23 protein-coding genes and 1 pseudogene are annotated in these 23,767 nt (G+C 72.2%); 2 read left to right on the top strand and 22 right to left on the bottom strand.

Features of this window, described 5'->3' with window-relative positions:
- Positions 1–10: 10 nt before the first annotated feature.
- The 3 genes from pyrH to rpsB all read right to left on the bottom strand — a co-directional run bounded on the left by pyrH (position 11) and on the right by rpsB (position 2,983).
- Complete coding sequence (gene pyrH / locus OHB09_RS24205) at positions 11–772, bottom strand: UMP kinase (RefSeq protein ID WP_040894664.1); 762 nt, start codon at positions 770–772, stop codon at positions 11–13.
- A 254-nt stretch (positions 773–1,026) separates the two neighbouring features.
- Complete coding sequence (gene tsf / locus OHB09_RS24200; protein ID WP_006139546.1) at positions 1,027–1,863, bottom strand: translation elongation factor Ts; 837 nt, start codon at positions 1,861–1,863, stop codon at positions 1,027–1,029.
- A 196-nt stretch (positions 1,864–2,059) separates the two neighbouring features.
- Positions 2,060–2,983: a 30S ribosomal protein S2 gene (rpsB, locus tag OHB09_RS24195; protein WP_006139547.1), complete on the bottom strand. Its 924-nt coding sequence runs from the start codon at positions 2,981–2,983 to the stop codon at positions 2,060–2,062.
- A 627-nt stretch (positions 2,984–3,610) separates the two neighbouring features.
- Between rpsB and OHB09_RS24190 the strand changes: the two genes are divergently transcribed.
- Positions 3,611–4,021, top strand: coding sequence for a peptidoglycan DD-metalloendopeptidase family protein (locus OHB09_RS24190; protein ID WP_407077345.1), 411 nt, complete (start codon positions 3,611–3,613; stop codon positions 4,019–4,021).
- Positions 4,022–4,075: 54 nt separating this feature from the next.
- On the opposite strand, the gene OHB09_RS24185 is transcribed toward OHB09_RS24190, so the two are convergent.
- The 17 genes and pseudogenes from OHB09_RS24185 to OHB09_RS24105 form a co-directional block, all read right to left on the bottom strand.
- A complete protein-coding gene (locus tag OHB09_RS24185) occupies positions 4,076–4,636 on the bottom strand; it encodes a TetR/AcrR family transcriptional regulator (protein ID WP_006139549.1) in 561 nt (186 codons plus the stop codon).
- A gap of 109 nt (positions 4,637–4,745) precedes the next feature.
- A complete protein-coding gene (whiG, locus tag OHB09_RS24180) occupies positions 4,746–5,585 on the bottom strand; it encodes an RNA polymerase sigma factor WhiG (RefSeq protein WP_006139550.1) in 840 nt (279 codons plus the stop codon).
- Between the two features lie 323 nt (positions 5,586–5,908).
- A complete protein-coding gene (dprA, locus tag OHB09_RS24175) occupies positions 5,909–7,201 on the bottom strand; it encodes a DNA-processing protein DprA (protein WP_191853303.1) in 1,293 nt (430 codons plus the stop codon).
- On the bottom strand, positions 7,198–8,820 hold the full coding sequence (locus OHB09_RS24170) for a YifB family Mg chelatase-like AAA ATPase (RefSeq protein ID WP_328922515.1): 1,623 nt from the start codon (positions 8,818–8,820) through the stop codon (positions 7,198–7,200). The genes dprA and OHB09_RS24170 overlap by 4 nt, the downstream gene beginning before the upstream one ends.
- A pseudogene (locus tag OHB09_RS24165) lies at positions 8,820–9,188 on the bottom strand (YraN family protein); the annotation flags it as partial. The gene OHB09_RS24170 and the pseudogene OHB09_RS24165, both read right to left, overlap by 1 nt.
- A 344-nt stretch (positions 9,189–9,532) precedes the next feature.
- Positions 9,533–9,841 carry a DUF2469 domain-containing protein gene (locus OHB09_RS24160; protein WP_006139554.1) on the bottom strand — a complete coding sequence of 103 codons (309 nt, stop codon included), beginning with the start codon at positions 9,839–9,841 and terminating at the stop codon, positions 9,533–9,535.
- A gap of 55 nt (positions 9,842–9,896) precedes the next feature.
- Positions 9,897–10,412 (bottom strand): NUDIX hydrolase, encoded by a 516-nt coding sequence (locus tag OHB09_RS24155; protein ID WP_328923053.1) that lies wholly within the window; start codon positions 10,410–10,412, stop codon positions 9,897–9,899.
- Positions 10,413–10,437: 25 nt separating this feature from the next.
- Positions 10,438–11,181: a signal peptidase I gene (gene lepB / locus OHB09_RS24150; protein WP_191853305.1), complete on the bottom strand. Its 744-nt coding sequence runs from the start codon at positions 11,179–11,181 to the stop codon at positions 10,438–10,440.
- A 79-nt stretch (positions 11,182–11,260) separates the two neighbouring features.
- A complete protein-coding gene (lepB, locus tag OHB09_RS24145; RefSeq protein WP_191853306.1) occupies positions 11,261–12,298 on the bottom strand; it encodes a signal peptidase I in 1,038 nt (345 codons plus the stop codon).
- Positions 12,183–13,283 (bottom strand): signal peptidase I, encoded by a 1,101-nt coding sequence (lepB, locus tag OHB09_RS24140; protein WP_006139559.1) that lies wholly within the window; start codon positions 13,281–13,283, stop codon positions 12,183–12,185. Before lepB (OHB09_RS24140) ends, lepB (OHB09_RS24145) begins: the two co-directional genes overlap by 116 nt.
- Positions 13,276–13,992, bottom strand: a complete 717-nt coding sequence (gene lepB / locus OHB09_RS24135; protein WP_093598518.1) for a signal peptidase I — start codon at positions 13,990–13,992, stop codon at positions 13,276–13,278. Before lepB (OHB09_RS24135) ends, lepB (OHB09_RS24140) begins: the two co-directional genes overlap by 8 nt.
- 84 nt (positions 13,993–14,076) lie before the next feature.
- On the bottom strand, positions 14,077–14,427 hold the full coding sequence (rplS, locus tag OHB09_RS24130) for a 50S ribosomal protein L19 (RefSeq protein ID WP_006139561.1): 351 nt from the start codon (positions 14,425–14,427) through the stop codon (positions 14,077–14,079).
- 137 nt (positions 14,428–14,564) lie between these two features.
- The gene (gene trmD / locus OHB09_RS24125; RefSeq protein WP_006139562.1) at positions 14,565–15,398 is read right to left on the bottom strand and encodes a tRNA (guanosine(37)-N1)-methyltransferase TrmD; all 834 of its coding nucleotides are present in this window, start codon (positions 15,396–15,398) and stop codon (positions 14,565–14,567) included.
- The gene (rimM, locus tag OHB09_RS24120) at positions 15,398–16,033 is read right to left on the bottom strand and encodes a ribosome maturation factor RimM (protein ID WP_167793648.1); all 636 of its coding nucleotides are present in this window, start codon (positions 16,031–16,033) and stop codon (positions 15,398–15,400) included. Before rimM ends, trmD begins: the two co-directional genes overlap by 1 nt.
- A gap of 142 nt (positions 16,034–16,175) precedes the next feature.
- The gene (locus OHB09_RS24115) at positions 16,176–16,415 is read right to left on the bottom strand and encodes an RNA-binding protein (protein WP_003973401.1); all 240 of its coding nucleotides are present in this window, start codon (positions 16,413–16,415) and stop codon (positions 16,176–16,178) included.
- Positions 16,416–16,420: 5 nt separating this feature from the next.
- Entirely contained in the window at positions 16,421–16,849 is a 429-nt protein-coding gene (gene rpsP / locus OHB09_RS24110; protein ID WP_093598527.1) for a 30S ribosomal protein S16, read from the bottom strand.
- A gap of 374 nt (positions 16,850–17,223) precedes the next feature.
- A complete protein-coding gene (locus OHB09_RS24105; RefSeq protein ID WP_006139565.1) occupies positions 17,224–17,820 on the bottom strand; it encodes a hypothetical protein in 597 nt (198 codons plus the stop codon).
- Between the two features lie 586 nt (positions 17,821–18,406).
- On the opposite strand from OHB09_RS24105, the gene OHB09_RS24100 reads away from it, so the two are divergent.
- Positions 18,407–19,336, top strand: coding sequence for an SAM-dependent methyltransferase (locus tag OHB09_RS24100; RefSeq protein WP_328922514.1), 930 nt, complete (start codon positions 18,407–18,409; stop codon positions 19,334–19,336).
- Between the two features lie 133 nt (positions 19,337–19,469).
- Here OHB09_RS24100 and ffh read toward each other — a convergent pair whose 3' ends face one another.
- Together ffh and OHB09_RS24090 are read right to left on the bottom strand one after the other, a co-directional pair.
- Positions 19,470–21,035 carry a signal recognition particle protein gene (gene ffh / locus OHB09_RS24095; protein WP_006139567.1) on the bottom strand — a complete coding sequence of 522 codons (1,566 nt, stop codon included), beginning with the start codon at positions 21,033–21,035 and terminating at the stop codon, positions 19,470–19,472.
- Positions 21,036–21,254: 219 nt separating this feature from the next.
- Positions 21,255–23,744: a [protein-PII] uridylyltransferase gene (locus OHB09_RS24090; RefSeq protein ID WP_328922513.1), complete on the bottom strand. Its 2,490-nt coding sequence runs from the start codon at positions 23,742–23,744 to the stop codon at positions 21,255–21,257.
- Between the last annotated feature and the right edge of the window lie 23 nt (positions 23,745–23,767).

The raw sequence follows: 23,767 nt of genomic DNA, 5'->3' as shown, positions 1-23,767 counted from the left end.
GACCCCTTCGTCAGCTCCGGCTGTCCTGCTCGCCCACGAGAGTGCCGATCTTCTCACCCTTGACGGCACGCGCGATGTTGCCCTCCGTCAGCAGCTCGAAGACCAGGATGGGCAGCTTGTTGTCCCGGCACAGCGTGATCGCGGTGGCGTCGGCGACCCGCAGCTCCCGGGTGATGACCTCGCCGTAGCTGAGCGCGTCGAACTTGACCGCCCCGGGGTTGGTCTTCGGGTCGGAGTCGTACACCCCGTCCACGCCGTTCTTGCCCATCAGCAGCGCCTCGGCGTCGATCTCCAGGGCACGCTGGGCGGCGGTGGTGTCGGTGGAGAAGTACGGCATGCCCATACCGGCGCCGAAGATCACCACACGGCCCTTCTCCAGGTGCCGCACCGCGCGCAGCGGAATGTACGGCTCGGCGACCTGCCCCATGGTGATGGCGGTCTGCACCCGGCACTGGATGCCCTCCTTCTCCAGGAAGTCCTGGAGAGCGAGGCAGTTCATGACCGTGCCGAGCATGCCCATGTAGTCCGAGCGCGCCCGGTCCATCCCGCGCTGCTGCAGCTCCGCCCCGCGGAAGAAGTTGCCGCCCCCGATGACGACGGCGATCTGCGCGCCGTCCCGCACCACGGCCGCGATCTCGCGGGCGATGGCGTGCACCACGTCCGGATCGACGCCGAGCCCGCCGCCGCCGGAGAACGCCTCCCCGGACAGCTTCAGCAGATACCGGCCGGGCACTTTGCCGCCGTCGTCGCTCTTCTCGGCCTTGGTGGTCATGGAGATCTCGCCTCTTTTACGTGTCACACATGCGAAGAAGGCCATTGCCGGTGGGGGCGGGTTCGCTTCCCATGCGCGGCAATGGCCTCCTCGTCAGTCAGATGTGCTGTCGCCCGTGACGCGCCCGTGCGGGGCGGCACCGGCCGGACGTCCCGAGCCTCTCGGGACACCGGGGGCGCCGACACCACGCACGGCACGAGCACGGACGGCCGCTCTCGACCCTATAGGGCTCGCGCCCCCGTCGCGGTACGGACTCAGATGCCGACCTTGATGCGCGTGAAGCGCTTCAGGGTGACACCGGCCTCGTCCAGGACCTTCTGGACCGACTTCTTGTTGTCCAGCGCGTACGGCTGGCCGAGCAGCGTGGCGTCCTTGAAGAAGCCGTTGACACGACCCTCGACGATCTTCGGCAGGGCCGCCTCGGGCTTGCCCTCGGCGCGCGTGGTCTCCTCGGCGATCCGGCGCTCGGCCTCGACGACCTCGGCCGGAACGTCCTCACGCGAGAGGTACTTCGGCGCGAACGCGGCGATGTGCTGCGCGACGCCCTTCGCGACCTCGGCATTCTCCTTGTCGAGCTCGACCAGGACACCGATCTGCGGCGGCAGGTCCGGCATCGTGCGGTGCATGTACGCCGTCACGTAACCGCCGGAGAACTGGGCGAAACGGTCCAGGACGATCTTCTCGCCCAGGGTGGCGTTGGCCTCGTCCACGTACGCCTGGACGGTCTTGCCGGCCTCGATCTCGGAGGCGAGCAGCGCCTCGAGGTCCGCCGGGGAGCTCTTCGCGACGTGCTCGGCGATCGCCTTGGCGACCGACTGGAACTTCTCGCCCTTGGCGACGAAGTCCGTCTCGCACTTCAGCTCGACGAGGACGCCGGAGGTCTGGTCGTCGGCGAGGATCGAGACCACCGCGCCGTTCTCGGCGGAGCGGCCCTCGCGCTTGGCGACGCCCTTCTGGCCCTTGATGCGCAGGGCCTCGACGGCCTTGTCGACGTTGCCCTCGGCCTCGTCGAGCGCCTTCTTGCAGTCCATCATGCCGGCGCCGGTGAGCTCACGGAGCTTCTTGACGTCGGCGGCGGTGTAGTTCGCCATCAGTCTGTGAATCTTTCTCGAAGTCTGGAAGATCGACGGTCGGCGGGTCCGCGGTCCACACCCCGGGGCGTGCCGCGTGGGCGCCACCGGCCTACGGGTGAACGGCGGGAGCGGAGATCATGTCACCGCTCCCGCCGTCAACGCCTGGACGACCGGACGCGCACCGGCTGGTGCCGGAGGCGCCCGGGTCGCCGCGTCAGGCCTGCTCGGCCTCGGCGGCCGGAGCCTCAGCGGCCGCAGCCTCGGCGGCGGGGGCCTCCTCGGCGGGCTTCTCCGCCTCGGCGGCCGGCGCCTCGGCGGGCTTCTCGGCCTCGGCGGCCGGGGCGGCGGCCTCGGAGTCCGCCTTCTTCTCGCCACCCTCGAGCAGGTCGCGCTCCCACTCGGCGAGCGGCTCGCCGGCGGCCTTCTCGCCCTTGTTCTCGGCGGCACCGGACCGGGCGATGAGACCCTCGGCCACGGCGTCCGCGATCACGCGGGTGAGCAGGGTGACGGAGCGGATCGCGTCGTCGTTGCCCGGGATCTTGTAGTCGACCTCGTCGGGGTCGCAGTTGGTGTCCAGGATGGCGACGACCGGGATGTTGAGCTTCCGGGCCTCACCGACCGCGATGTGCTCCTTCTTGGTGTCCACGATCCAGACGGCGCTGGGCACCTTCTGCATCTCGCGGATACCGCCGAGGGTCTTCTCCAGCTTCGCCTTCTCGCGGGAGAGGACCAGGAGCTCCTTCTTGGTGAGGCCGGAGGCGGCCACGTCCTCGAAGTCGATCTGCTCCAGCTCCTTGAGGCGCTGCAGCCGCTTGTAGACGGTCGAGAAGTTGGTGAGCATGCCGCCCAGCCAGCGCTGGTTCACGTAGGGCATGCCGACGCGGGTGGCCTGCTCCGCGATGGCCTCCTGCGCCTGCTTCTTCGTGCCGACGAACATGACCGTGCCGCCGTGGGCGACGGTCTCCTTGACGAACTCGTAGGCGCGGTCGATGTACGACAGCGACTGGAGCAGGTCGATGATGTAGATGCCGTTGCGCTCCGTGAAGATGAACCGCTTCATCTTCGGGTTCCAACGACGGGTCTGGTGACCGAAGTGGACGCCGCTCTCCAGCAGCTCCCGCATCGTGACGACGGCCATGGCCGCTCTCCTCGAACTCTCGGTTGTGCCGCGGATGCCGGACAGCACCCGCGCCTGACGCCCGCGGTGCGCCCTGCCACGAAGGACCGAGGGGCGCGGACACGGACCGTTGCCGGATCGCGTGCCGGGGCGTGCGAAGTCGACCCGGTGGCCCGGGTCGCCACCTGAAGTGTACGGGACCCGCGGAGCGCCGGGTGACGCCGATGTCCACAACCGGTGAGTTGTCCACAGGCCCCAGCAGGATTCCGCACCGCCCACCAGGCTTGCCCCATGCGAACCAAGCACGAGGCGGGGAACGGAACGGCCTCCAGAGCTGCGGCAGACGGCGCCCGGACGCGACGGCGAAAGTCACGGCGAGCGGGTGTCCGCCGGACGGCGCTGTGGGCAGCACTGCTGCTCGCCACCCTGACCGCGGCGGTGCCGGCGGGGGCTCGGGCGGGGGGTGTGGGGAGGGGTGGGGTGGGGGGTGGGGTGGGGGGTGGGGGGGAGGGGGCCCCACCCCCCGTTTCCGCACCACCGCCCGCCACTCCCGCCCCGGCCACCCCCTCCACCCCCTCCACCCCCTCCACCCCCACCACTCCCGTCCCCGCCCTGGCCCGCCTGTGGCCGGTCGGGGTGCGGCCGGTCGTGTTGCGTGGCTGGGAGCCTCCGGCCTCGGCCTACGGGCCGGGGCACCGGGGGGTGGATCTGGCGGCGGCGCCGGGCGACCCGGTGCGGGCGGTCGCGGCGGGGCGGGTCTCCTTCGCGGGGCCGGTCGGCGGGCTGGGGGTCGTCTCGGTGGAGCTGACGGGGACCGGCGCCCCGCCGCTGCGCACCACCTACGAGTCCGTGCGGGCGTCCGTGCGCAAGGGTGACGAGGTGGCGCCGGGTGACGTGGTGGGGTTCCTGGCGGAGCCGGGTCCGCGGCACTGCGCCTCCGGCTGCCTGCACTGGGGGCTGCGCCGGGGCGAGAGCTATCTGGACCCGCTCTCCCTGTTGCCGCCCTGGCTGCTGCGCCGGGGGTCGTCCCGGCTGCTGCCGGTGCCGGACGTTCCGTGAACGACGACGGTCGGCTCCCGGCCGGGCGGCCGGTGCGGCCGGAGGTGCTCCGGGTCAGCCCCGGACGCCTCGCAGGGCGAGGGCGACGGCGGCGTCGGTGATCGTCTCGGGGTCCTCGGCCGCCGCGCCGAACTCGAGCCGGCGCACGGCCGCGTCGACGATGCCCTGGAGCAGCATGGCCGCCATGCGGGGCTGGGTGTGCCCGAGGGTGGAGAGTGCCTGGACGACGAGCGTGACGAGTCCGCCGTGGGCGGCGCGGATCTTCTCCCGGGCGCCGGCGTCGAGTTCGCCGGCGGAGATGGCGACGACGGCACGGTGGCGCCGGTCACCGGCGAGTGCGAGCTGTCGGCGTACGTAGGCCTCGATCTTGTCCTCGGGGGTGTCGGCGTGTTCCATCGCGGCCTGGACGTCGGCCGCCCAGACGGGGAAGTCGACCTCGCACAGTTCTTCGACGACGGCGGCGCGGGAGCGGAAGTACTCGTAGACGGAGGAGCGGGCGAGTCCGGTGTGCCGGGCGAGGGCGGGGAAGGTGAGGGCCTCCGTTCCGCCTTCGGACAGCAGGGTGCGTGCCGCGTCCAGCAGGGCGGCTCGCTGCATCGACCGGTGCTCGGCCACGGAGGCCGCTCGAATCCTTGGCACGCACCCACTGTACGGAGCGGGGGCGGCGGACGGCAGCCGTCCGGGTCACACGCGGTGGCGGCGTCGTGAGGGGCCGCCGGCCGGTTCACCGGCCGAAACCGGCCAGTTTGGCGCGGAGCTGAAGGACCGACTTGGTGTGGATCTGGCTGACGCGGCTTTCGGTGACGCCGAGCACGTTGCCGATCTCGGCGAGGGTGAGCCCTTCGAAGTAGTACAGGGTGACGACGGTCTTCTCGCGTTCGGGCAGGGTGTTGATGGCCCGGGCGAGGAAGCGGCGCAGTTCGCGGTCCTCGGCCACCTCGACCGGGTTGTCGGCGCTGGTGTCCTCCAGGGTGTCCATCAGGCTGAGGCCGCCGCCCTCGCCGCCGATGTGGAGGATCTCCTCCAGTGCGACGACGTTGGCCAGGGAGAGCTGGCTGAAGACGGCGTGGAGGTCGTCCACCCGGATGCCGAGTTCGGCGGCGACCTCGCTCTCGGTGGGGGTGCGTCTGAGTCGTGCTTCCAGCGTGGTGTAGGCCCGTTCGACGTTGCGTGCCTTCTGCCGTACGGAGCGCGGGATCCAGTCGAGTGCGCGCAGTTCGTCGATCATGGCGCCGCGGATGCGGGTGATGGCGTATGTCTCGAACTTGATCTCGCGGCCGATGTCGTACTTCTCGATGGCGTCGATCAGGCCGAACACTCCGGAGGAGACGAAGTCGGCCTGTTCGACGTTGGGCGGCAGGCCGACGCTGACCCGGCCGGCCACGTATTTCACGAGCGGTGAGTAGTGGAGGATCAGTTGTTCCCGCAGCCGCTCGTCCCCCGTCGCCTTGTACGTCCGCCACAACTCTTCGAGTGTCGAGGGAGCGGGCGGGCGCACGGTGCCGCCGTCGCGGGCGGCTGGGGGGATGGCCGCCCGGTCGGACCCGGAGGTGTGCTGGGGCATTCGTCGCCTTGTGCCGTTCTGCCGTGGACCGTGCGGCCTGGGTGCCGCCGGTCCCGTGCCGGGGTGTGCTGTCGTTGGTCGCCGAGTGCTGTCTTGTGGTGTTCCGTGGTTGCTGGATCCCTGTGGATCCTTGTGGATCCTTGTGAGCGTAGCGTGACTGGGCGGTCGCAGTGCGCGAAGGTCCGTGGATCACCCCTGCGCGAAGGTGTCGTGCCGTTCTCGGGGCGCGCGTCGACTGTTCACCCTGTGTGACCTCCCGGGGGGTGTGGTGACGGGAAGTGCCGAGGTCGCCGGGGGTGCCGCGGGTGGCCGGACACGCTCGGTCAGGTCGGGTGGGTTCGGGGTCGGCCCGTCGCGAGGCCTTGGCGTGTCAACTTCCAGCCGTTGCCGTGTCGTTCGACGTAGCCAAGTGAGCGGAGTTCGTACAGTTTCCCGACGGCGTCGTCGGGTGTCGTGCGTGCCTCGCGGGCGACGTCCTCGGCGGTGGCACTGGCGCGGGCGGGCAGCGCGGCAAGGACGTGGGCGGTTTCCGCGTCGAGCAGGTCGCGCGGGAGGACGGGGCCGTGTCTTTCGGGTGCGAGTTCTCCCATGGCGCCGACGAGTTCGGTGATCTCGGCGGCCTCGGTGACGAGGACGGCCTCGCGGCGCAGGAGTTCGTGCACTCCGGCGGAGAGTGCGCTGGTCGCGGGGCCGGGCACGCCCATGGTGTGGCGGCCGAGCCGGGTGGCGGCGCGGGCGGTGACGAGGGCGCCGCTGCGGTGGGCGGCTTCTACGACGACGGTGCCGCGGGTGAGGGCGGCGATGACCCGGTTGCGTTGGATGAATCTGCTGGGGGTGGGGTGTTCGCCCGGTGCGAGTTCGCCGACGAGGAGCCCTTGGCGGGCGATTCTGCCGAGCAGTGCGGTGTGTCCTTTGGGGTAGGTCCGGTCGACGCCGCAGGCGAGGACGGCGACGGTGGCTCCGCCGGCGGCGAGGGCGCCGCGGTGGGCGGCGCCGTCGATGCCGTAGGCGCCGCCGGAGACGACGACCCATCCGTGTTCGGCGAGTTGGGCGGCGAGGGTGGTGGCCATGTGGGCGCCGTACTCGGTGCAGGCGCGGGCTCCGACGAGGGCGACGGAGCGCAGGGCCCACATGCGGAGGCTGGGTGTGCCGCGGACCCAGAGGCCGACGGGTCGTGCGTCACCGAGGTCGTCGAGTTGGGCGGGCCATTCGAGGTCGCCGGGGTGGAGGAAGCGCATGCCGGCCTGGTGGGCGGCGGCGAGGTCGTCCTCGGGTGTGGCTCGCCGGGCCCGGGCGAGCAGTCCGGCCCACCGTTTGTCGGAGGCGCCGGGCAGTGGTGGGCCGCCTTCTCTCAGGTGTGTGGCGAGGTGGACGGCGCCGCGTTCGCGGAGCCAGCGTCCGGCGGTCTCGTCGCCGGGTTCGACGACGCGGCTGAGGAGGACGTGGGCGAGGAGGTCCGGGTCGGTGGTGTTCGGGTCGGTGGTGTTCGGGTCGGTGGTGGCCGGGTCGGTGGTGTTCGTGCCGCCGGTGCTCGCGTGTCCGCTCGTGGTGCGGGGGTTGCCGGGGTCGTCGCCGCCGGTGTCCGGGTTTCCCGGGGTGAGGGGTCGGGTGTTCATGCGTCGGCTCCGATGGTCGTCGGTACGCCGCGGGGGACGCCGGTGCGCAGTTGGAGTGCGAGGCTGACGTCTGCGACGTCGGGGCGGTCGTGGCCGGTGAGGTCGGCGACGGTCCAGGCGACGCGGAGGACGCGATCGATGCCGCGGGCGGTGAGGGCACCGCGTTCGAGCTGGTACTCGGCTTCTTCCATGGCGCCGGGTACGGCGTGCCACCTGTTGCGGAGTTCGCGCCCGGGGATCTCGCTGTTGGTGTTCCACGGAGTGTCGGCGAGGCGGGCGGCGGCGCGTTCCCGGGCTGCGCGCACGCGGTCGGCGACGGCCGCGGTGGGTTCGCCGCGGGCGCCGGGGCCGGTGAGCTGGGCGCGGCTGACGGGGTCGACCTCGACGCGCAGGTCGACGCGGTCGAGGAGGGGGCCGGAGAGCCGGGCCTGGTAGCGGCGGATCGCGGAGGGCGGGCATTCGCAGGGGGTGTCGCGCTGTGTGTAGCGTCCGCAGGGGCAGGGGTTGGCGGCGAGGACCATGAGGAACTTCGCCGGGAACCGTACGACGCCGGCGCTGCGGGCGATGACCACGTGGCCCGATTCGAGAGGTTGCCGCAGGGCGTCGAGTGCGTGGCTGTTGAATTCCGGTGCCTCGTCCAGGAAGAGAATCCCTTGGTGGGCGAGGGAGACGGCGCCGGGGCGGGCGATGACCTGGCCGCCGCCGACGAGGGCCTGCATGGTGGCGGAGTGGTGGGGTGCGCAGTAGGGGGCGGTGTCGACGAGGGGTTTGCCGGCGGGGAGGAGGCCGGCGACGGAGTGGACGGCGGTGACCTCGAGTGATTGCTGCCGGGTGAGCGGGGGCAGGACGGCGGGCAGCCGTTCGGCGAGCATGGTCTTGCCCGCGCCGGGTGGTCCTTCGAGGAAGAGGTGGTGTCCGCCGGCGGCGGCGACCTCGACGGCGGTGCGGGCCGCGTGCTGGCCTACGACGTCGGCGAGGTCGTGGCCGCTGTCGTGGCCTGCGCCGACGGTGTGCATGCCGGTGGCGGCTCCGGCGCCGGGGAGGCGGAGTCCGGCGAGGGCCGGGTCGGGCCGGCCGGTGGTGTCGGGTTCCTCCTCGGGTACGGGTTCGTCGGCCAGGACGGCGATGAGCTGACGGAGGCTGCGGACGCCGAGGACGGAGACGCCGGGCACCAGTGAGGCTTCGGCGGCCGCGCTCTCGGGGACGACGACCTGTTCGTAGCCGGCGTCGGCGGCGGCGAGGACCGCGGGCAGGACGCCGCGGACGGGGCGGACGCGGCCGTCGAGGCCGAGTTCGCCGATCATGACGATGTCCGCGAGGACGCGGGGGTCGATGCGTTCGCAGGCGCCGAGGACCGCTGCGGCGACGGCGAGGTCGAAGCCGCTGCCGCTCTTGGGCACGGAGGCGGGGCTGAGGCCGACGGTGAGTTTTTTCTGGGGCCAGGCGGAGCCGGAGTTGACGACGGCCGCGCGGACGCGGTCCTTGCTTTCGGTGAGGCTCTTGTCGGGCAGTCCGACGAGGGTGAAGGCGGCGACTCCGGGTTCGAGGTCGGCCTGGACCTCGACGACGACGCCTTCGACGCCGACGAGTGCCACGGAGCAGGTGCGGGCGAATCCCATCAGGCCGCACCCCGTACGTGTTCGACGACGGGTGCGCCGCGTCGTGGGAGGACGACGCCCACCAGGTCGACGCGGACACCGCCGGGTGGTGCTCCGCCGTGTTCGTGGAGCCAGCGTTCGGCGAGGTCGCGCAGGCGCCGGGCCTTGGCCGGAGTGAGGGCGGCCATGGGGTGTTCGAAGGCACCGGCCCTGCGCGTCTTGACCTCGCAGATCACGAGTGCGTCGCCGTCGCGGGCGACGATGTCGATCTCGCCGTTGCGTCCGCAGCGCCAGTTGCGCCGCAGGACGGTCATGCCGGCTTCCGTCAGCCGTCGCGCGGCGAGTGCCTCTCCGTACCGTCCGAGCGCGCCGCGCGCCGTCCTGGCATCGCGAGCCGTCCCCGCGCCCTGTGCCGTGCCGCCGGTCCGTTCGGCAGTCGCGGCGCGTTTCGTCGGGTGCTTGGCCGTGGCGTCGTTGCCGTGGTTGTCGTCGTTCCGGTGCGTGTGCCGGTGTACCTCTGCCATGTGGGCACCTCCTCGGCACCCACAGTGGAGGGGGAACGGCAGACGTGTGGATCTTGGTGGACGACGGGCGGATTGTGGACAACTCCGACACCCACACGAGTGATCCACGGTTCACGTATTGACGCACGGCTCACGTATTACGTGCGCCCTCCGCGCTCTGCCTTCCAGCCGCCCCGGCCGCCCCTCATTTACGGAACCCCCGCGGCCCTTCAGCTTCCCGGCAGTTCCAGGTCGCTCTTGTTCAGCTCCTCGATGTTCACGTCCTTGAACGTGAGCACCCGCACCTGCTTGACGAAGCGGGCGGGCCGATACATGTCCCACACCCAGGCGTCCGCCATCGTCACTTCGAAGAACACCTCGCCCTGAACCGAGTGCACCTGCATCTCATAGTCGTTGGTGAGGTAGAAACGCCGCTCGGTCTCGATCACGTATTTGAACAGACCGACGACATCGCGGTACTCCCGGTAGAGCTTCAGCTCCATCTCGGTCTCGTACTTCTCGAGGTCCTCGGCGCTCATGGCATGTTCCCCTTCAGCCGTGCGTCCCCCTATTGTGCGCCAGCCCCGTGCACCGCTAGACGATTTCGGTGTCGAGGGTCACGGGTCCGGCCGGGGGACCGTCGTCGAGCAGCCTGCGCAGCAGCCCGGCGAGTCTGGTCGGGTACACCGTCTCACGGGTGGCGGCCAGTTCCCGGCACGTCCACCACCGCGCACCGGCGACGCTGCGCCGCTCCAGCTCCGTGAGGGCCGTCGGTGCCGTCTCGGTCCGCCGGGTGCGGGCCAGGTAGTACCACTCGTCCTGGTTCCAGCGGCGCCCCGCGAACGGGAAGGAGCAGTGGCGCCGCCACAGCACGGGCCCCAGTTCGACCTCGGTGATGCCGGTCTCCTCCGCGAGTTCGCGCAGGGCGGCCTCCTCGCGGGTCTCCTCGCCCTCCAGTCCGCCGCCGGGAGTGAACCACCAGTCGTCGGTCGGGTCGTCCGGTTCGTGTCCGTGCAGGAGCAGGATGCGGTCCCGCGGGTCGAGCAGCACCACGCGGGCCACCTTGCGCAGCCCCGGCTCGGCACCCGCGGACCCCGGTGGTCCCTCCACCGCCGAGACCGCCGCGGCAGCCCCCTCAGTGGACACCGGCCGGCTCCCTGCGCGATACCGTCCGGCTGCGGCCCAGACGCTTGGCGAGGGGCCCGTAGGCCGCTCCTCCCAGGATCAGAACCACCCCGGCGACGATCGCGGCGAGGATGAGGCGCAACGGTCCGGGCGAGGAGAGCGGCCCGAGGGTCTCGAAGCCGGTGGGCCGGGTCAGCATGCCGTTCATCGGCCACGCGACGGCGTCCACGCGCGAGTCCACCGCGCTGCGCGGCACCGTGCCGCTGCCGGCCTCGGTGAGGTGGGCGGTGGAGTCGAGGGAGCCGCTGCGTTCGTCGCCGAGGAGGAAGAGCCGGCCCTTCGGGACGGTGAGGGTGGGGATCTTCTTGGACTCGGCGGCCTGGCCCGCGGGCAGGTAGGGCTCGTCGATCTTCTTGCCGTTGACGGTCAGCTTGCCGTCGGTGCAGCAGCCGACGGTGTCGCCGCCGACGGCCACGACCCGCTTGACCATGGGGGCGTTGCCCCAGCTCTCCTGCCGGAAGACCACGACGTCGCCGCGTTCGACGTCGTCCCCGTCGACGCGCTGGGCGAGGACGCGGTCGCCGGCGTCGATGGTGGGTGTCATGGAGGAGGTCGGCACGGTGTACGGCTTGTAGACGACGGCGCCCCAGGCGAAGCCGCCGAGGAAGAGGACACAGCCGAGGGCCACGGCGATGTTCGACAGCACGCTGCCGAGCCGGCCGCGGCCCTTGCCGGTACGACCTGTCCCGCTCATCCCAGTGCTCCCCCATGTCGGAGATCGACCCCCGCGATCCGGGTGGGGGCGCGGGGGATCGGAGGTACGGGACGGCACCCTACCCGGCGGTACCGCCGCCGGGAACCCGGGTCTTTCCGCCGGTAACCCGCTCGGAGCGGCGGCGTCGGCGCCACAGGACCAGCGGGGCGACGCCCGCGAGGGCCAGCGCGTCGGGTGCCACGGCGGCGCTCAGTTTCTGGTCGAAGGTGTCGGGAACGGGCAGGGTGTCCCAGCGGCCGGGGGGCCAGGCGATGACGATGGCGCGGCCCACGACGTTGCCGACGGGGACGAAGCCGCCGTTCTTGTCGGAGCGGTGGTAGCGGGAGTCCAGCGAGTTCTGCCGGTGGTCGCCCATGACCCAGATTTTGCCCGCGGGTACCGTGACCTTGAACTTTCCGCCCTCGTCGTCGACGCTGCAGGGCGTGTTCCCGGCGTAGACGTACGACGTCTCGTCGAGGGGCTTGCCGTTGACCTTCAGGGGCCCGGTGCCGTTGCACTCGACGGTGTCGCCGGCCACGCCGACGACCCGCTTGATGAGGTCCTTCTCGGTGGAGGAGGGCATCAGGCCGATCCAGCCCAGGACGCGCTGCACCGGGTTCGGGGTGGGCGTGGGTTCGCCCTCGAGCCAGTCGGCGGGGTCGTGGAAGACGACGACCTCGCCGCGTTCGGGCTCCGATCCGAACCAGGGGGTGAGCTTGTCGACGAGGACCCGGTCGCCGATCTGGAGGGTGTTCTCCATCGAGGCGGAGGGGATCGAGAACGCCTGGACCAGGAACGTCTTGATCAGCAGTGCGAGTACCAGCGCGATGCCGACGAGGAGCGGGAGCTCCTTCCAGAAGGAGCGCGGTTTCTTCGGGCCGCCCGCGCGGGAGCCGCCGCTCCTCGTGGTGGGGCTGCCGCTGTCCCCCGAGCCGCCGCCGACGCCGTCCCCGGGGTCGTCCGCCGCTTCGGTGGGGCCGTTCTGGTCGCCGTCCCCTGGGTCATTCCCGGGGTACGCGGTGTCTTTCATTGTCGGGGACGCCGTTCCGTCGGATCGCTCGGGCTGGTCTTCCGGACCATCCTGTCCGGACCGTGCGCCGACCGCCAAATCCCCCACATCCACTCCTCACCTTGTGCCGCCGCCCACGCCATCGCCGGCGCAGGCCCACCACTCCCATAACGAGCGGGAGTTCCGCAGGGCTCGGGAGAGGGATCATTCCGTTTCGATCCGAGGACGCCACCCTATGCGACGCGGCGGACACCGGCGGCGTCCCGCTCGGCACCGACGCATAGGTGTTCGGTTCTCGTAGGCGCGTCATGTGCCCGAAGGGCCAGACGATGCCGACCGCGCGGCCGACGACGGACTTCTCGGAGACCGTGCCGCCGTACTTCTCCGAGCGGTGGTAGCGGGAGTCGGCCGAATTGCCGCGGTGGTCGCCCATCACCCAGAGCCGGCCCTGCGGGACGGTGAGGGAGAAGGACAGTTCCGAGGGCTTGTCCCCGGGGTGGATGTACGGCTCGTCCAGGGGCGTGCCGTTCACGGTGACCCGGCCGTCGGTGTCGCAGCACTTGACGGTGTCGCCGCCGACCGCGACGACCCGCTTGATCAGGTCCCGGTCGTTCTCGGAGGGCAGCAGGCCGATGGCGACGAGCCCCTGCTTGACCTGCTTGACGACGATGGGGTCGTCCTTCTTGGTGGTCTTCTCGCCCGCGAGCCAGTTCCCGGGGTCGCGGAAGACGACCACGTCACCGCGCTCCGGTTCGGAGCCGAACCAGGGGGTGAGCTTGTCGACGACGACCCGGTCCCCGATCTGGATGGTGTTCTCCATGGACCCCGAGGGGATGACGAACGCCTGTACGAGGAAAGTCTTGAGGACCAGTGCGATCAGGACGGCGACGCCGACGAGGAGCGGTATCTCCCGGACGGCGCTGCGCCGGCGCTTGCGCTTGACCTTGCGCTGCAGCTTGCGCCGCTCGGCCCGGGTGCGCCCCGTCGGTCCGCCCGACGGGGCCGCGCCGGCCCGGCGGGAGCCGGTGGGCAGCAGGTTGTCGGCGGCGGAACCGCTGGGGCCCGTTCCGCGTGGTCGGCCCCGGTTACCCATGGGCACCGTCCGCGGCGGGCACGCGCGCGTAGGCGGAGGGCCGTTCCAGGTGGGTCCAGTGACGCGTGGGCCACACGACCCAGTCGGCCCGCCCGATCACGTCGCCGACCGGCACCATGCCGCCGCCCGGCGCGCCCAGGCGGTTGCGGGAGTCGCTGGAGTCCGCCCGGTGGTCCCCGAGGACGAAGAGCCTGTCCGGGGGCACGACGACGTCGAAGGGGACGTCGGACGGAGCATCGCCTGGATGCAGAAACGACGACTCGTCGACCGGCCGGCCGTTCACCTCGAGCCTCCCCTCCTCACCGCAGCAGACCACGTGGTCGCCGGCCACCGCGGCTACGCGTTTGACGAAGTCCCCGTCTCCGAAGTTCCCCGCACCGTCGAACACGACGACGTCGCCGCGCCGCGGCGACGCCCCGAAACGGTACGCCAACTTATTTACGAGAACGCGGTCCCCGATCCTCAATCCGTTCTCCATGGAACCGCTGGGAATTTCGAACGGCTGGGCGACAAAAGTGCTGAAGAGGAGCAGTGCGGTCAGGCAGAACAGCGCGCCCAGGGTGAGGCGTCCGCCGGGGAGCCACCGGGCGGCCCGGGTGATCCACGAGAAACGCGACCGCTCCTCCGGCCCCTCCGCGTCCGAGGAGTGCTCGGAGTCGGGGAGGCGGGAGGAACGGTCGCGTTCCTCGGCATGCGTTTCGGTGTCCATCGCGGGTCAGATGCTATCCGGCCCGCGATGTGGACCCCGTCAGCGCGCCCTTCGGCGCACCCGGAGGCGCACTGGGCAGCGCGCTCAGTTGTCGCGCTTCTCCTTGATCTTCGCGGCCTTGCCGCGCAGCTCACGGAGGTAGTACAGCTTCGCGCGGCGCACGTCACCGCGGGTGACGAGTTCGATCTTCTCGACGATCGGGGTGTGCACCGGGAACGTGCGCTCGACGCCGACGGAGAAGGAGACCTTGCGGACCGTGAAGGTCTCGCGGACGCCGGAGCCCTGGCGGCGGATGACGACGCCCTTGAACTGCTGCACACGGGAGCGGTTGCCCTCGATGACGCGCACGTGGACGTTGACGGTGTCGCCCGGGCGGAAGTTCGGGACGTCGCTGCGCAGCGACGCGGCGTCGACGGTGTCGAGCAGGTGGGACATGTCAGTCTGCTTTCTTCGCTGATGCCACAGGTCATCAACGGGAACGAGTGCTACGAAGGATGGTTGCCACCGGGGCCGGGGCGGGCGTCGTCTCCCCCTGTGGCAGGGGCGCGCGCCGGGCTCCGGACAACAGCGGCCTATTCTTCCACGTCGTGCGGCCTGCGCCAAAATCGGCCGTGGGGCTCGCCCTCGGGGTCGGGGGCCCAGCCGAGGATCGAGAGCATCTCGCGGTCCTTCTTGTCGAAGGCGGCGGGCGCGCAGCGTTCGATGAGGTCGGGGCGGTGGGCGGTGGTGCGCCTGAGGGCCTCGTCGCGGCGCCAGCGGGCGATCTTCCCGTGGTGGCCGCTGAGCAGCACCTCGGGGATGCCGTGGCCGCGCCACCGGGGCGGCTTGGTGTAGACGGGGCCTTCGAGGAGGTTCGCCATGGCGCCGGGGGCGAAGGAGTCGTCGCGGTGGGACTCGGCGTTGCCGAGGACGCCGGGCAGCAGCCGGGCCACGGCCTCGGTGATCACCAGGACGGCGGCCTCGCCGCCGGCCAGGACGTAGTCGCCGATCGACACCTCGTACACGGGCAGGCGCCGCGCGTACTCCTCGGTGACCCGGCGGTCGATGCCCTCGTAGCGGGCGGGTGTGAAGAGCAGCCAGGGGTGCGTGGACAGTTCGGCGGCGAGTTCCTGGGTGAAGGGCCGGCCGCTGGGGGTGGGGACGACGAGGACGGGCCCGTGGGCGCCGTCCTCGTAGCCGTCGGCGAGGACGGTGTCCAGGGCCTCGCCCCAGGGTTCGGTCTTCATGACCATGCCGGGGCCGCCGCCGTAGGGGGTGTCGTCGACGGTGTTGTGCCGGTCGTGGGTCCAGGCCCGCAGGTCGTGGACGTGCACGTCGAGCCGGCCGTGCGCGCGGGCCTTGCCGACGAGGGAGACGTTCAGGGGGTCGAGGTACTCGGGGAAGATCGTGACGACGTCGAGCCGCATCACGCCCGTGCTCCCGGGTCCTCGCCGGTGGTGCCGTCGTCCTCGCCGGCGGCGTCCTCGTCCTGGCCGGGGGCCGGGGCGGGACGGTCCTCGGCGGCGTCCTCGCGGGCGGAGGCGATCTCGGCGCGGTCGTCGATCAGGCCGGGGGGCGGGTCGATGACCGCCTTCTGCTCGGCCAGGTCGATCTCGGTGACGATCTCCTCGACGAAGGGGATCATCACCTCGGTGCCGTCCGGGCGTTCCACCACGAACAGGTCCTGCGAGGGCAGGTGGGAGACCTCGGTGATCCGGCCGACCTCCGTGCCGTCGACGGTGACCACGTCGAGGTCCATGAGCTGGTGGTCGTAGTACTCGTCCTCGCCTTCGGGCATTTCCTCGGGGTCGACGTCGGCGATGAGAACGGTGTTGCGCAGGGCCTCGGCGGCGGTGCGGTCGCGCACGCCCTCGAAGCGCAGGAGCAGCCGGCCGCTGTGCACCCGGCCGGTCTCGATGGTGAGCGGGCCGGCGGAGGCCGGGTCGGTGGCGAGTACGGCGCCGGGGGCGAGTCGGAGTTCCGGCTCGTCGGTACGGACCTCGACGGTGACCTCGCCCTTGATGCCGTGGGCGCGGCCGATCCGTGCGACTACCAGCTGCACTGTGGAAGATCTCCTGTCGGGAACGTCGGAAACGTCGGGGAGGCGCGGCCGGGACCTGCGGGGTGTCCCGGGCGCGGGGAAAAGACTGCGGGCCGGGAAGGGCCAGTGGCCCTCCCCGGCCCGAGCCGGTTGCGATGACGCGTCAGCGGACGTGGTCCACGTCGACGAGGTCGACGCGGACACCGCGGCCGCCGATGGCACCCACGACGGTGCGCAGTGCGCGCGCGGTGCGGCCGTTGCGGCCGATCACCTTGCCGAGGTCGTCGGGGTGGACCCGGACCTCGAGCACACGACCGCGGCGCAGGTTGCGCGAGGCCACCTGCACATCGTCAGGGTTGTCGACGATGCCCTTCACGAGGTGCTCGAGCGCCTCTTCGAGCATGGTGCTCAGGCCTCGGTCGACTCGGTCGAAGAGGACTCGGCGGCGGCCTCGTCCTTCTTCTCGGCCTTCTTCTTCGGGGTGATCGCCTCACCCTTGCCCTCGTCGTCACCGCCGAGGGACTCGAACACCGGGCGGGCGCTCTTCTCCTCGGGCTGCAGCAGCGGCGCGGGGGCGGGCTCGCCCTTGAACTTCTGCCAGTCGCCGGTCTTCTTCAGGATGGCGAGCACGGGCTCGGTCGGCTGGGCGCCGACGGAGAGCCAGTACGCGACACGGTCGGCGTTGACCTCGATGCGCGAGGGGTTCTGCACCGGGTGGTACAGACCGATCTCCTCGATGGCCCGGCCGTCACGGCGGGTACGGGAGTCGGCAACGACGATGCGGTAGTGAGGCGAACGGATCTTGCCCAGACGCTTCAGCTTGATCTTGACTGCCACGGGAGTGGGTTCTCCTGAATTTGACGTGTTTGGGCACGGCGAGAGAGCCGCGTGGGGTTGCGGTACCCGAGTGCCCGATGGACGCGTCAGCCGGAGGAGAGAGGGGTCCTGTGCGGCTGTCGAGTACAGCTAGCCATTGTGCCACACGCCGCGGGACCTCTCCGCCCTCGGGGGAAGCCGCCCGTCGCGGCCCGTTTCCGGGCAGCGCTCAGCGGCACCCGGCGCGGGCCGCCGGTGAGCGGCCCGCACGGGGCGCGGCCGGGACCTGCCCTCCCCGGACGGGTCCCGGGCCCCGGGGTGCGTGCCCGGGGCGGGTCACAGACGGCGGTCGGCGAGGGGCCGGCCCTCCGGCATCCACGAGATGCCGGAAGGCGTCAGCCCACGCCCGCGCCCACGACCTCCGGGATGCGGAACGGCTTTCCGCATCCGCCGCACATGATGGGCGCCTGTGCCAGGACCGAGGGGACGACGCGGACGTTGCGCCCGCAGTCGCACACGGCCTTGACGCGGACGCCTCCGCCGGAGGAACCGTGGCGGGCGGCGGGACCGCGGAACGAGCGGGCCGTGTCGCCGGCTGTCGCCGCCGAGTGGGCCTTCAGCGCGCGCTGGAGTCGCTCGATCGTCGGGCGGTACCTCCGCTTGGCCTCGGGGTTGAGCGTGACCAGCGAGAAGCCGCTGCTGGGATGCGGCTCCTCGGGGTGGTCGAGGCCCAGCTCCTCGGCGATCGCAAGGAATCGGCGGTTGTGGTAGCGGCCTGCGCGTGAGGTGTCACGGATGCCGCGGGCGGCGGCGATGCCGTGGACAGCCTCGTGCAGCAGTCGCTCGAAGGAGAGTTCGTGTCCGCATGCGGACGAGGACTCTCCGATCAGGGATTCGGGTGCGGCAAGGTCGGGCAGCTCGGGGTGGTGCCGTTGAATGTCGGCCCACGCCTGTGCCAGCTCTGCGGCGAGAACAGTTGGTGTCGTGCTCACGTAATGACAACGAGCCGGAGTACTCCCGTGTTCCTATTCCGGGGCATCCCAAATAATTTGCACGTACCCGTCAGTTGCGGTTGATGCGTCGCGACGAGGGCGGGTGCGTCGATGTGCGGAGAAGCCTCACAGCTCGTACCAAGCCGGTGCGTAGCCGCCCGTACGGACGGACGCGTAGCCGGTGGACCGGGTCCGCCGGGGCGGCTCGCTGTCGGACCGGGGTGCAACGGGGTTCGGGACCCCGGCGCCCCGAGGCTACCGGGTGCCCCACTCCCCCGCGGCACCGGCCCCCGTCCGGACCCGCCTCCCGGTCACCGCTTCCTGGTCCGCCGCTACTCGGCCACCGCCTGCCGCACGGTCGCACGGGGGGCGCACGGAGCCCCGGTGGGGCGTGGCGCCGACGGCGTGTTCCGTCGCGCGTGCGCCCCCCTGAGTAACCGGGGAGTGACAAAGAGTGTGCCGCCAGCACTGGACGCCGCGACGAGTGCGGAGTTACCTGGCATACGGAGGGGGAGAGCGAGCGCACGTCACGGGGGCCACGGAATTCGGGCACAGGGGCAACTCTCGGCGGATTGGGGCGCTTTTGATGACACCTACGCTCGTGCGACAGCAGCCGTCACAGGCCGCCTCCCCGCACCCGGCCGCACCGCGCGCCCGCGCGCGGGACTGGGCCGAGATCCAGGAGCGGATGCTGGTGCCGCTCTACGAAGCGGTGTACGAGCGCCTGGGCGTGGGCCCCGGCACGCGGCTGCTCGGCCTCGGCTGCGGTTCCGGGCTGGCACTGCTGCTGGCCGCCTCGCGGGGTGCGGCGGTGACGGGGGTGGACTCGGGGCACGGGGAGCTGCTGGCACTCGCGCGGGAGCGGCTGCTGCCGGGAGCGGGCGCGCGGGGCGCGCGAGAGGAAGCACCCGCGCGGGAGCCCGCGCCGGGGTGCGTGCGGCTGCTGGACGGGGCGCCGGGCGAGGCGCCCACGGCCTCCGGGCGGCCCGGGTATGACGTCGTCACCGCGTTCGATTCCCTGGGTCCCGCTCCGAACGGGGGCGCGGAGGGGCTCGCGGGGGCGCTCGGGAAGGCGGTGCCGCTCGCGGAGCGCGGCGGCGCGGTGGTGCTCGCCGGATGGGGCCCCGAGGAGCGGTGCGCGACGGCCTCGGTCCTGCGGGTGGCCGCGAAGCTGGCGGACCCGGTGCGCGGCGCCGACGCCTGCCCTCAGGCCACTCCCCCGCGTCACGAGGGCGGCCCGCGTCCGGCCTCCCGGGACGAGCTGGAGGAGGCGGCGCAGCGGGCGGGCCTGCGGCCCGACGGGTCGGGGCGGGTGGCCTGCCCGTTCGGTTACGCGGACACGGGGAGCGCGGTGCGGGGGCTGCTGTCCACCGGGGTGTTCGACACCGCCCTCGCGGTGACGGACGAGGAGCAGGTGAAGAAGGAGCTGACGGAGGCGCTGCATCCGCATGTGCGGGAGGACGGCACGGTGTGGATGCCGAACGTCTTCCGTTATCTGGTCGCCCGGAGGGGGTGAGCGGGCCGGGTGCCGCAGGGCCGTACGGGTCCGGCGGCCCCCGGCCGGCTGGTCGGGGGCCGATGCCACCGTCCGGCCCCGGCCCCGCCCGGCCGGTCGCCGACGCCGCCGTCCGGCCCGTGGAGGCGTTCGCTCAGCCCATGAACTTCTTGAACTCGTCCGGCAGTTCGAAGTCCTGGCCGGCACCCTGCTGGGGCAGTCCGAACGCGTCGCCGTCCTGGCCGCCCTGGGCGGCGGCGGCCGCGCGGCGGGCCGCGGCTTCCTGCTCCTGCTGCTTGCGCTTCATGGGGTTGCCCGAGCGCTGCTTGCCCTTGGCCTTCTTCTGCTGCTTCTTCTGCCGGCCGGGGCCGCCGCCCATGCCGGGCATCCCCGGCATGCCGGGCATGCCGCCGCCCTGTGCCATGCGGGACATCATCTTCCGTGCCTCGAAGAACCGTTCGACCAGGTTCTTCACGGCGCTGACCTCGACGCCGGAACCGCGTGCGATGCGGGCGCGGCGCGAGCCGTTGATGATCGTCGGCTCCGCGCGCTCGGCCGGGGTCATCGACTTGATGATCGCCGCCGTGCGGTCCACGTCCCGCTCGTCGATGTTGTTGATCTGGTCCTTGATCTGCCCCATGCCCGGCAGCATCCCGAGCAGCTTGGAGATCGACCCCATCTTCCTGACCTGCTCCATCTGGGCCAGGAAGTCGTCGAGCGTGAAGTCCTGGCCCTTCTTGGAGGCCAGCTTGGAGGCCATCTTCTCGGCCTCGGCCTGACTGAAGGTCTTCTCCGCCTGCTCGATCAGGGTGAGCAGGTCACCCATGTCGAGGATGCGGGAGGCCATCCGGTCGGGGTGGAAGGCGTCGAACTCGTCGAGCTTCTCGCCGTTGGAGGCGAACATGATCGGCTTGCCGGTCACCGAGGCGATCGACAGGGCCGCGCCACCGCGGGCGTCACCGTCGAGCTTGGAGAGGACGACACCGTCGAAGCCGACGCCGTCGCGGAAGGCCTCCGCGGTGTTGACCGCGTCCTGGCCGATCATCGCGTCGACGACGAAGAGGATCTCGTCGGGGCTGACGGCGTCGCGGATGTCCGCGGCCTGCCGCATCAGCTCCTGGTCGATGCCGAGGCGGCCGGCGGTGTCCACGATCACGATGTCGTGGACCTTGGTCTTCGCGAACTCGATGGAGTCCTTGGCGACCTTGACCGGGTCGCCGACGCCGTTGCCCGGCTCGGGCGCGTAGACCGCGACGCCGGCGCGCTCGGCGACGACGCTGAGCTGGTTGACGGCGTTGGGGCGCTGGAGGTCGCAGGCGACGAGGAGGGGCGAGTGGCCCTGCTCCTTGAGCCACCGGCCGAGCTTGCCCGCGAGGGTGGTCTTACCGGCACCCTGCAGACCCGCGAGCATGATCACGGTGGGGGGCTGCTTGGCGAACCGCAGCCGGCGGGTCTCGCCGCCGAGGATGGTGACGAGTTCCTCGTTGACGATCTTGAGGACCTGCTGCGCGGGGTTCAGCGCGCGGGAGACCTCGGAGCCGAGGGCCCGTTCCTTGACGTTCTTGATGAACGTACGGACGACCGGCAGGGCCACGTCCGCCTCGAGGAGCGCGATGCGGATCTCGCGGGCCGTGGCGTCGATGTCCGCCTCGGACAGCCTGCCTTTGCCCCGCAGGGATTTGAAGGTGGCTGAGAGGCGGTCGGAGAGAGTATCGAACACGGCGGTGTAGGTCCTCGCGTCGGCGGCTGTCTGGGTCGCCCTCCAGGGTATCCGCCCCGGCAAGCAAATCGCCCCTGCCCGCCGCAGAGGGCGAACAGGGGCCGGGCCCCCGCATCGGCGGGGAGCACGCGGCGCAGAGGCGCCCCTTGCCGCGCAGGTTCGGAACATCCCCGCATCGGCGGGGAGCGCACTCGTGGGAACGGGCGACGGCCCGTCGGCTCACCCGCCGAGCGCCTCCTCCAGCGCCCGGGCCACCGAGGTCGCCTCCTGCGGGGGCAGGGGGCTCCCGGTGGGGCCGGTGACGTAGACCGTGTCCACGGCGTTCGCGCCGAGGGTGGAGGCGTGGGCGCTGCGCACCCGTACGCCCGCCTTCTCCAGGGCCCTGCCGATACGGTGCAGCAGGCCGGGGGCGTCCTGGGCGCGGACCTCGATGACCGTGGCGTGCCGGGAGGCGGCCGGGGCGACCGTCACGCGGGGCGGCGGGGCGGGCACGCCGCGGCGGCGCGGGTAGGCGGCGTCGCGTTCGGCGAGCCGGGAGGCGATGTCCAGGGTGCCGTCCAGGGCGCGTACGAGGTCGGCGCGCAGCCGGGTGCCCTGCGGCAGGGAGCCGTATTCGGCGGCGACCCGCCAGTCGAGCAGCAGGACCGAGCCCTCGACGCCCTCGGGCGGGTCGAGGGCGCGCAGTTCGGCGGTGCGGACAGTCAGCCGGTGCAGGGCGAGGACGCCGGCGACGGCGGGCAGGACTCCGGTCTGCTCGGGGAGGGCGATGAGCAGTTCGACGCCGAGCGGTTCGGGGCCGTCCCGACCGGCGTCGTCCTGGCCCCGGCCCTCGTCTCCGGCCGGGGTCTCGGCGCGGGCGCGCAGGGCGAGGACCGGGCCGCCGGTGCGCAGGGCCTCGACGGCGAGGCGTTCCTGTTCGGCGGTGGGCGCGGTGGTGCCGGGTTCGGCGGGGGTGTCACCGGCGAGCCGGGCGGCGACGCGGGCGACCAGGTCGGCGACGAGGGAGCCGCGCCAGGCGGACCAGGCGGCGGGGCCGGTGGCGAGGGCGTCGGCCTCGGTGAGGGCGTGCAGCAGTTCGAGGGTGCTCTGGGAACCGACGGCGTCGGCGACCGCGCGGACGGTGGCGGGGTCGTCGAGGTCGCGCCGGGTGGCGGTCTCGACGAGGAGCAGGTGGTGGCGTACGAGGGTGGCGAGGACGGCGGAGTCGGCACGGTCGAAACCGATGCGGGCGGCGACGTCGCGGGCGATGGTCTCGCCGGCGAGGCTGTGGTCGCCGGGCCAGCCCTTGCCGATGTCGTGCAGGAGGGCGGCGACGAGGAGGAGGTCGGGGCGGCCGACGCGGCGGGTGAGGGCGGAGGCGCGGACGGCGGTCTCGATCAGGTGCCGGTCGACGGTCCACAGGTGGACGGCGTTGCGCTGGGGGCGGCAGCGGACGCGTTCCCAGTCGGGCAGCAGCCGGGTGATCAGCTCCTCGGCCTCCAGCGCCTCCCAGACGTCGACCGTGGGGCGGCCGGCCCCGAGCAGGGTGACGAGCTGTTCGCGGGCCTCGGCGGGCCAGGGTGCGGGCAGGGGGCGTGTGGTGGCGGCGAGGCGCCGTACGGCGTGCGGGGAGAGCGGGAGTCCGGCCTGTGCGGCGGCGGCCGCGGCGCGCAGGGGGAGCACGGGGTCGCGTTCGGGGCGTGCGGTGCGGGCGAGCACCACCTCGCCGTCCTGTTCCACGACGCCCTCGGCGAGCGGGGAGCGCTCGGCGGGCTGCTTCCCGCCGCCGAGCATGGCGCGCAGGCGCGGGCGCATCGAGCGGGAGCGCAGGACGCGCCCTACCTCGCGCCAGGTGACGTCGGCGGCGTAGGCGATGACGCGTGCGGCCTCGTAGACCTGGCGCAGCAGGGCGTCGGCGTCGAGCATGCCGAGCGCGGAGGCGACCTGGTCCTGTTCCTGGAGGGCGAGGCGGTCGGTGGCGCGGCCGGTGGTGAGGTGGAGGGCGTCGCGGACGTCGAGGAGGCGGCGGCGGGCGTCGTCGAGTCCCTCGCGGGGGGCGTCGGCGAGCCAGGAGGCGGCGACGGCGCGCAGGACGGTGGCGTCGCGCAGTCCGCCGCGGGCCTCCTTGAGGTCGGGTTCGAGGAGGTAGCGCAGTTCGCCGTGGCGGGTGGCGCGTTCGGCGCACAGTTCCTGGAGCTGCGGGAGGCGTTTGGGTGCCTGGTTGCGCCAGTCGGCGAGGACGGTGGTGCGGGTGGCGGTGGTGAGTCCGAGGTCGCCGGCGAGGTGGCGGGCGTCGAGGAGGCCGAGCTGGACCTTGAGGTCCTCGGCGGCGGTCTTGCGGGCCTCGGCGGGGGTGCGCACGGAGTGGTCGAGGGCGAGGCCGAGGTCCCAGACGGGGTACCAGAGGCGGTCGGCGAGGGCGGCGACGCGTGCGGGGTCGCTGCCGTCGTGGAGGAGGACCAGGTCGAGGTCGCTGCGCGGGGAGAGTTCGCCGCGTCCGTAGCCGCCGACGGCGACCAGGGAGATGCCGCGGGTGCCGGCCGGGTCGCCGTCGGTGCCGGCCACGGTGGCCGCGCCGGCGAAGAGGTCGGCGAGCCAGGTGTCGGTGAGGCGGGAGAGTGCGGTGCGGCGCGGGGGGCCCGGGTGCGGGTCCTCGGTGAGGAGACGCAGGCGGGCGGCCGCGTAGCCGCCGGGGTCGTCCGGGGTGTTCTCCACGTGGGGGTGGTGCACGGACGCTCCTTCGTGCGGCGTGG

Source organism: Streptomyces griseoaurantiacus, assembly GCF_036189845.1.
Taxonomy (GTDB): domain Bacteria; phylum Actinomycetota; class Actinomycetes; order Streptomycetales; family Streptomycetaceae; genus Streptomyces; species Streptomyces griseoaurantiacus.
Note: the sequence above shows the minus strand (reverse complement) of the source record. Positions and strands in the feature narration are given on the sequence as shown.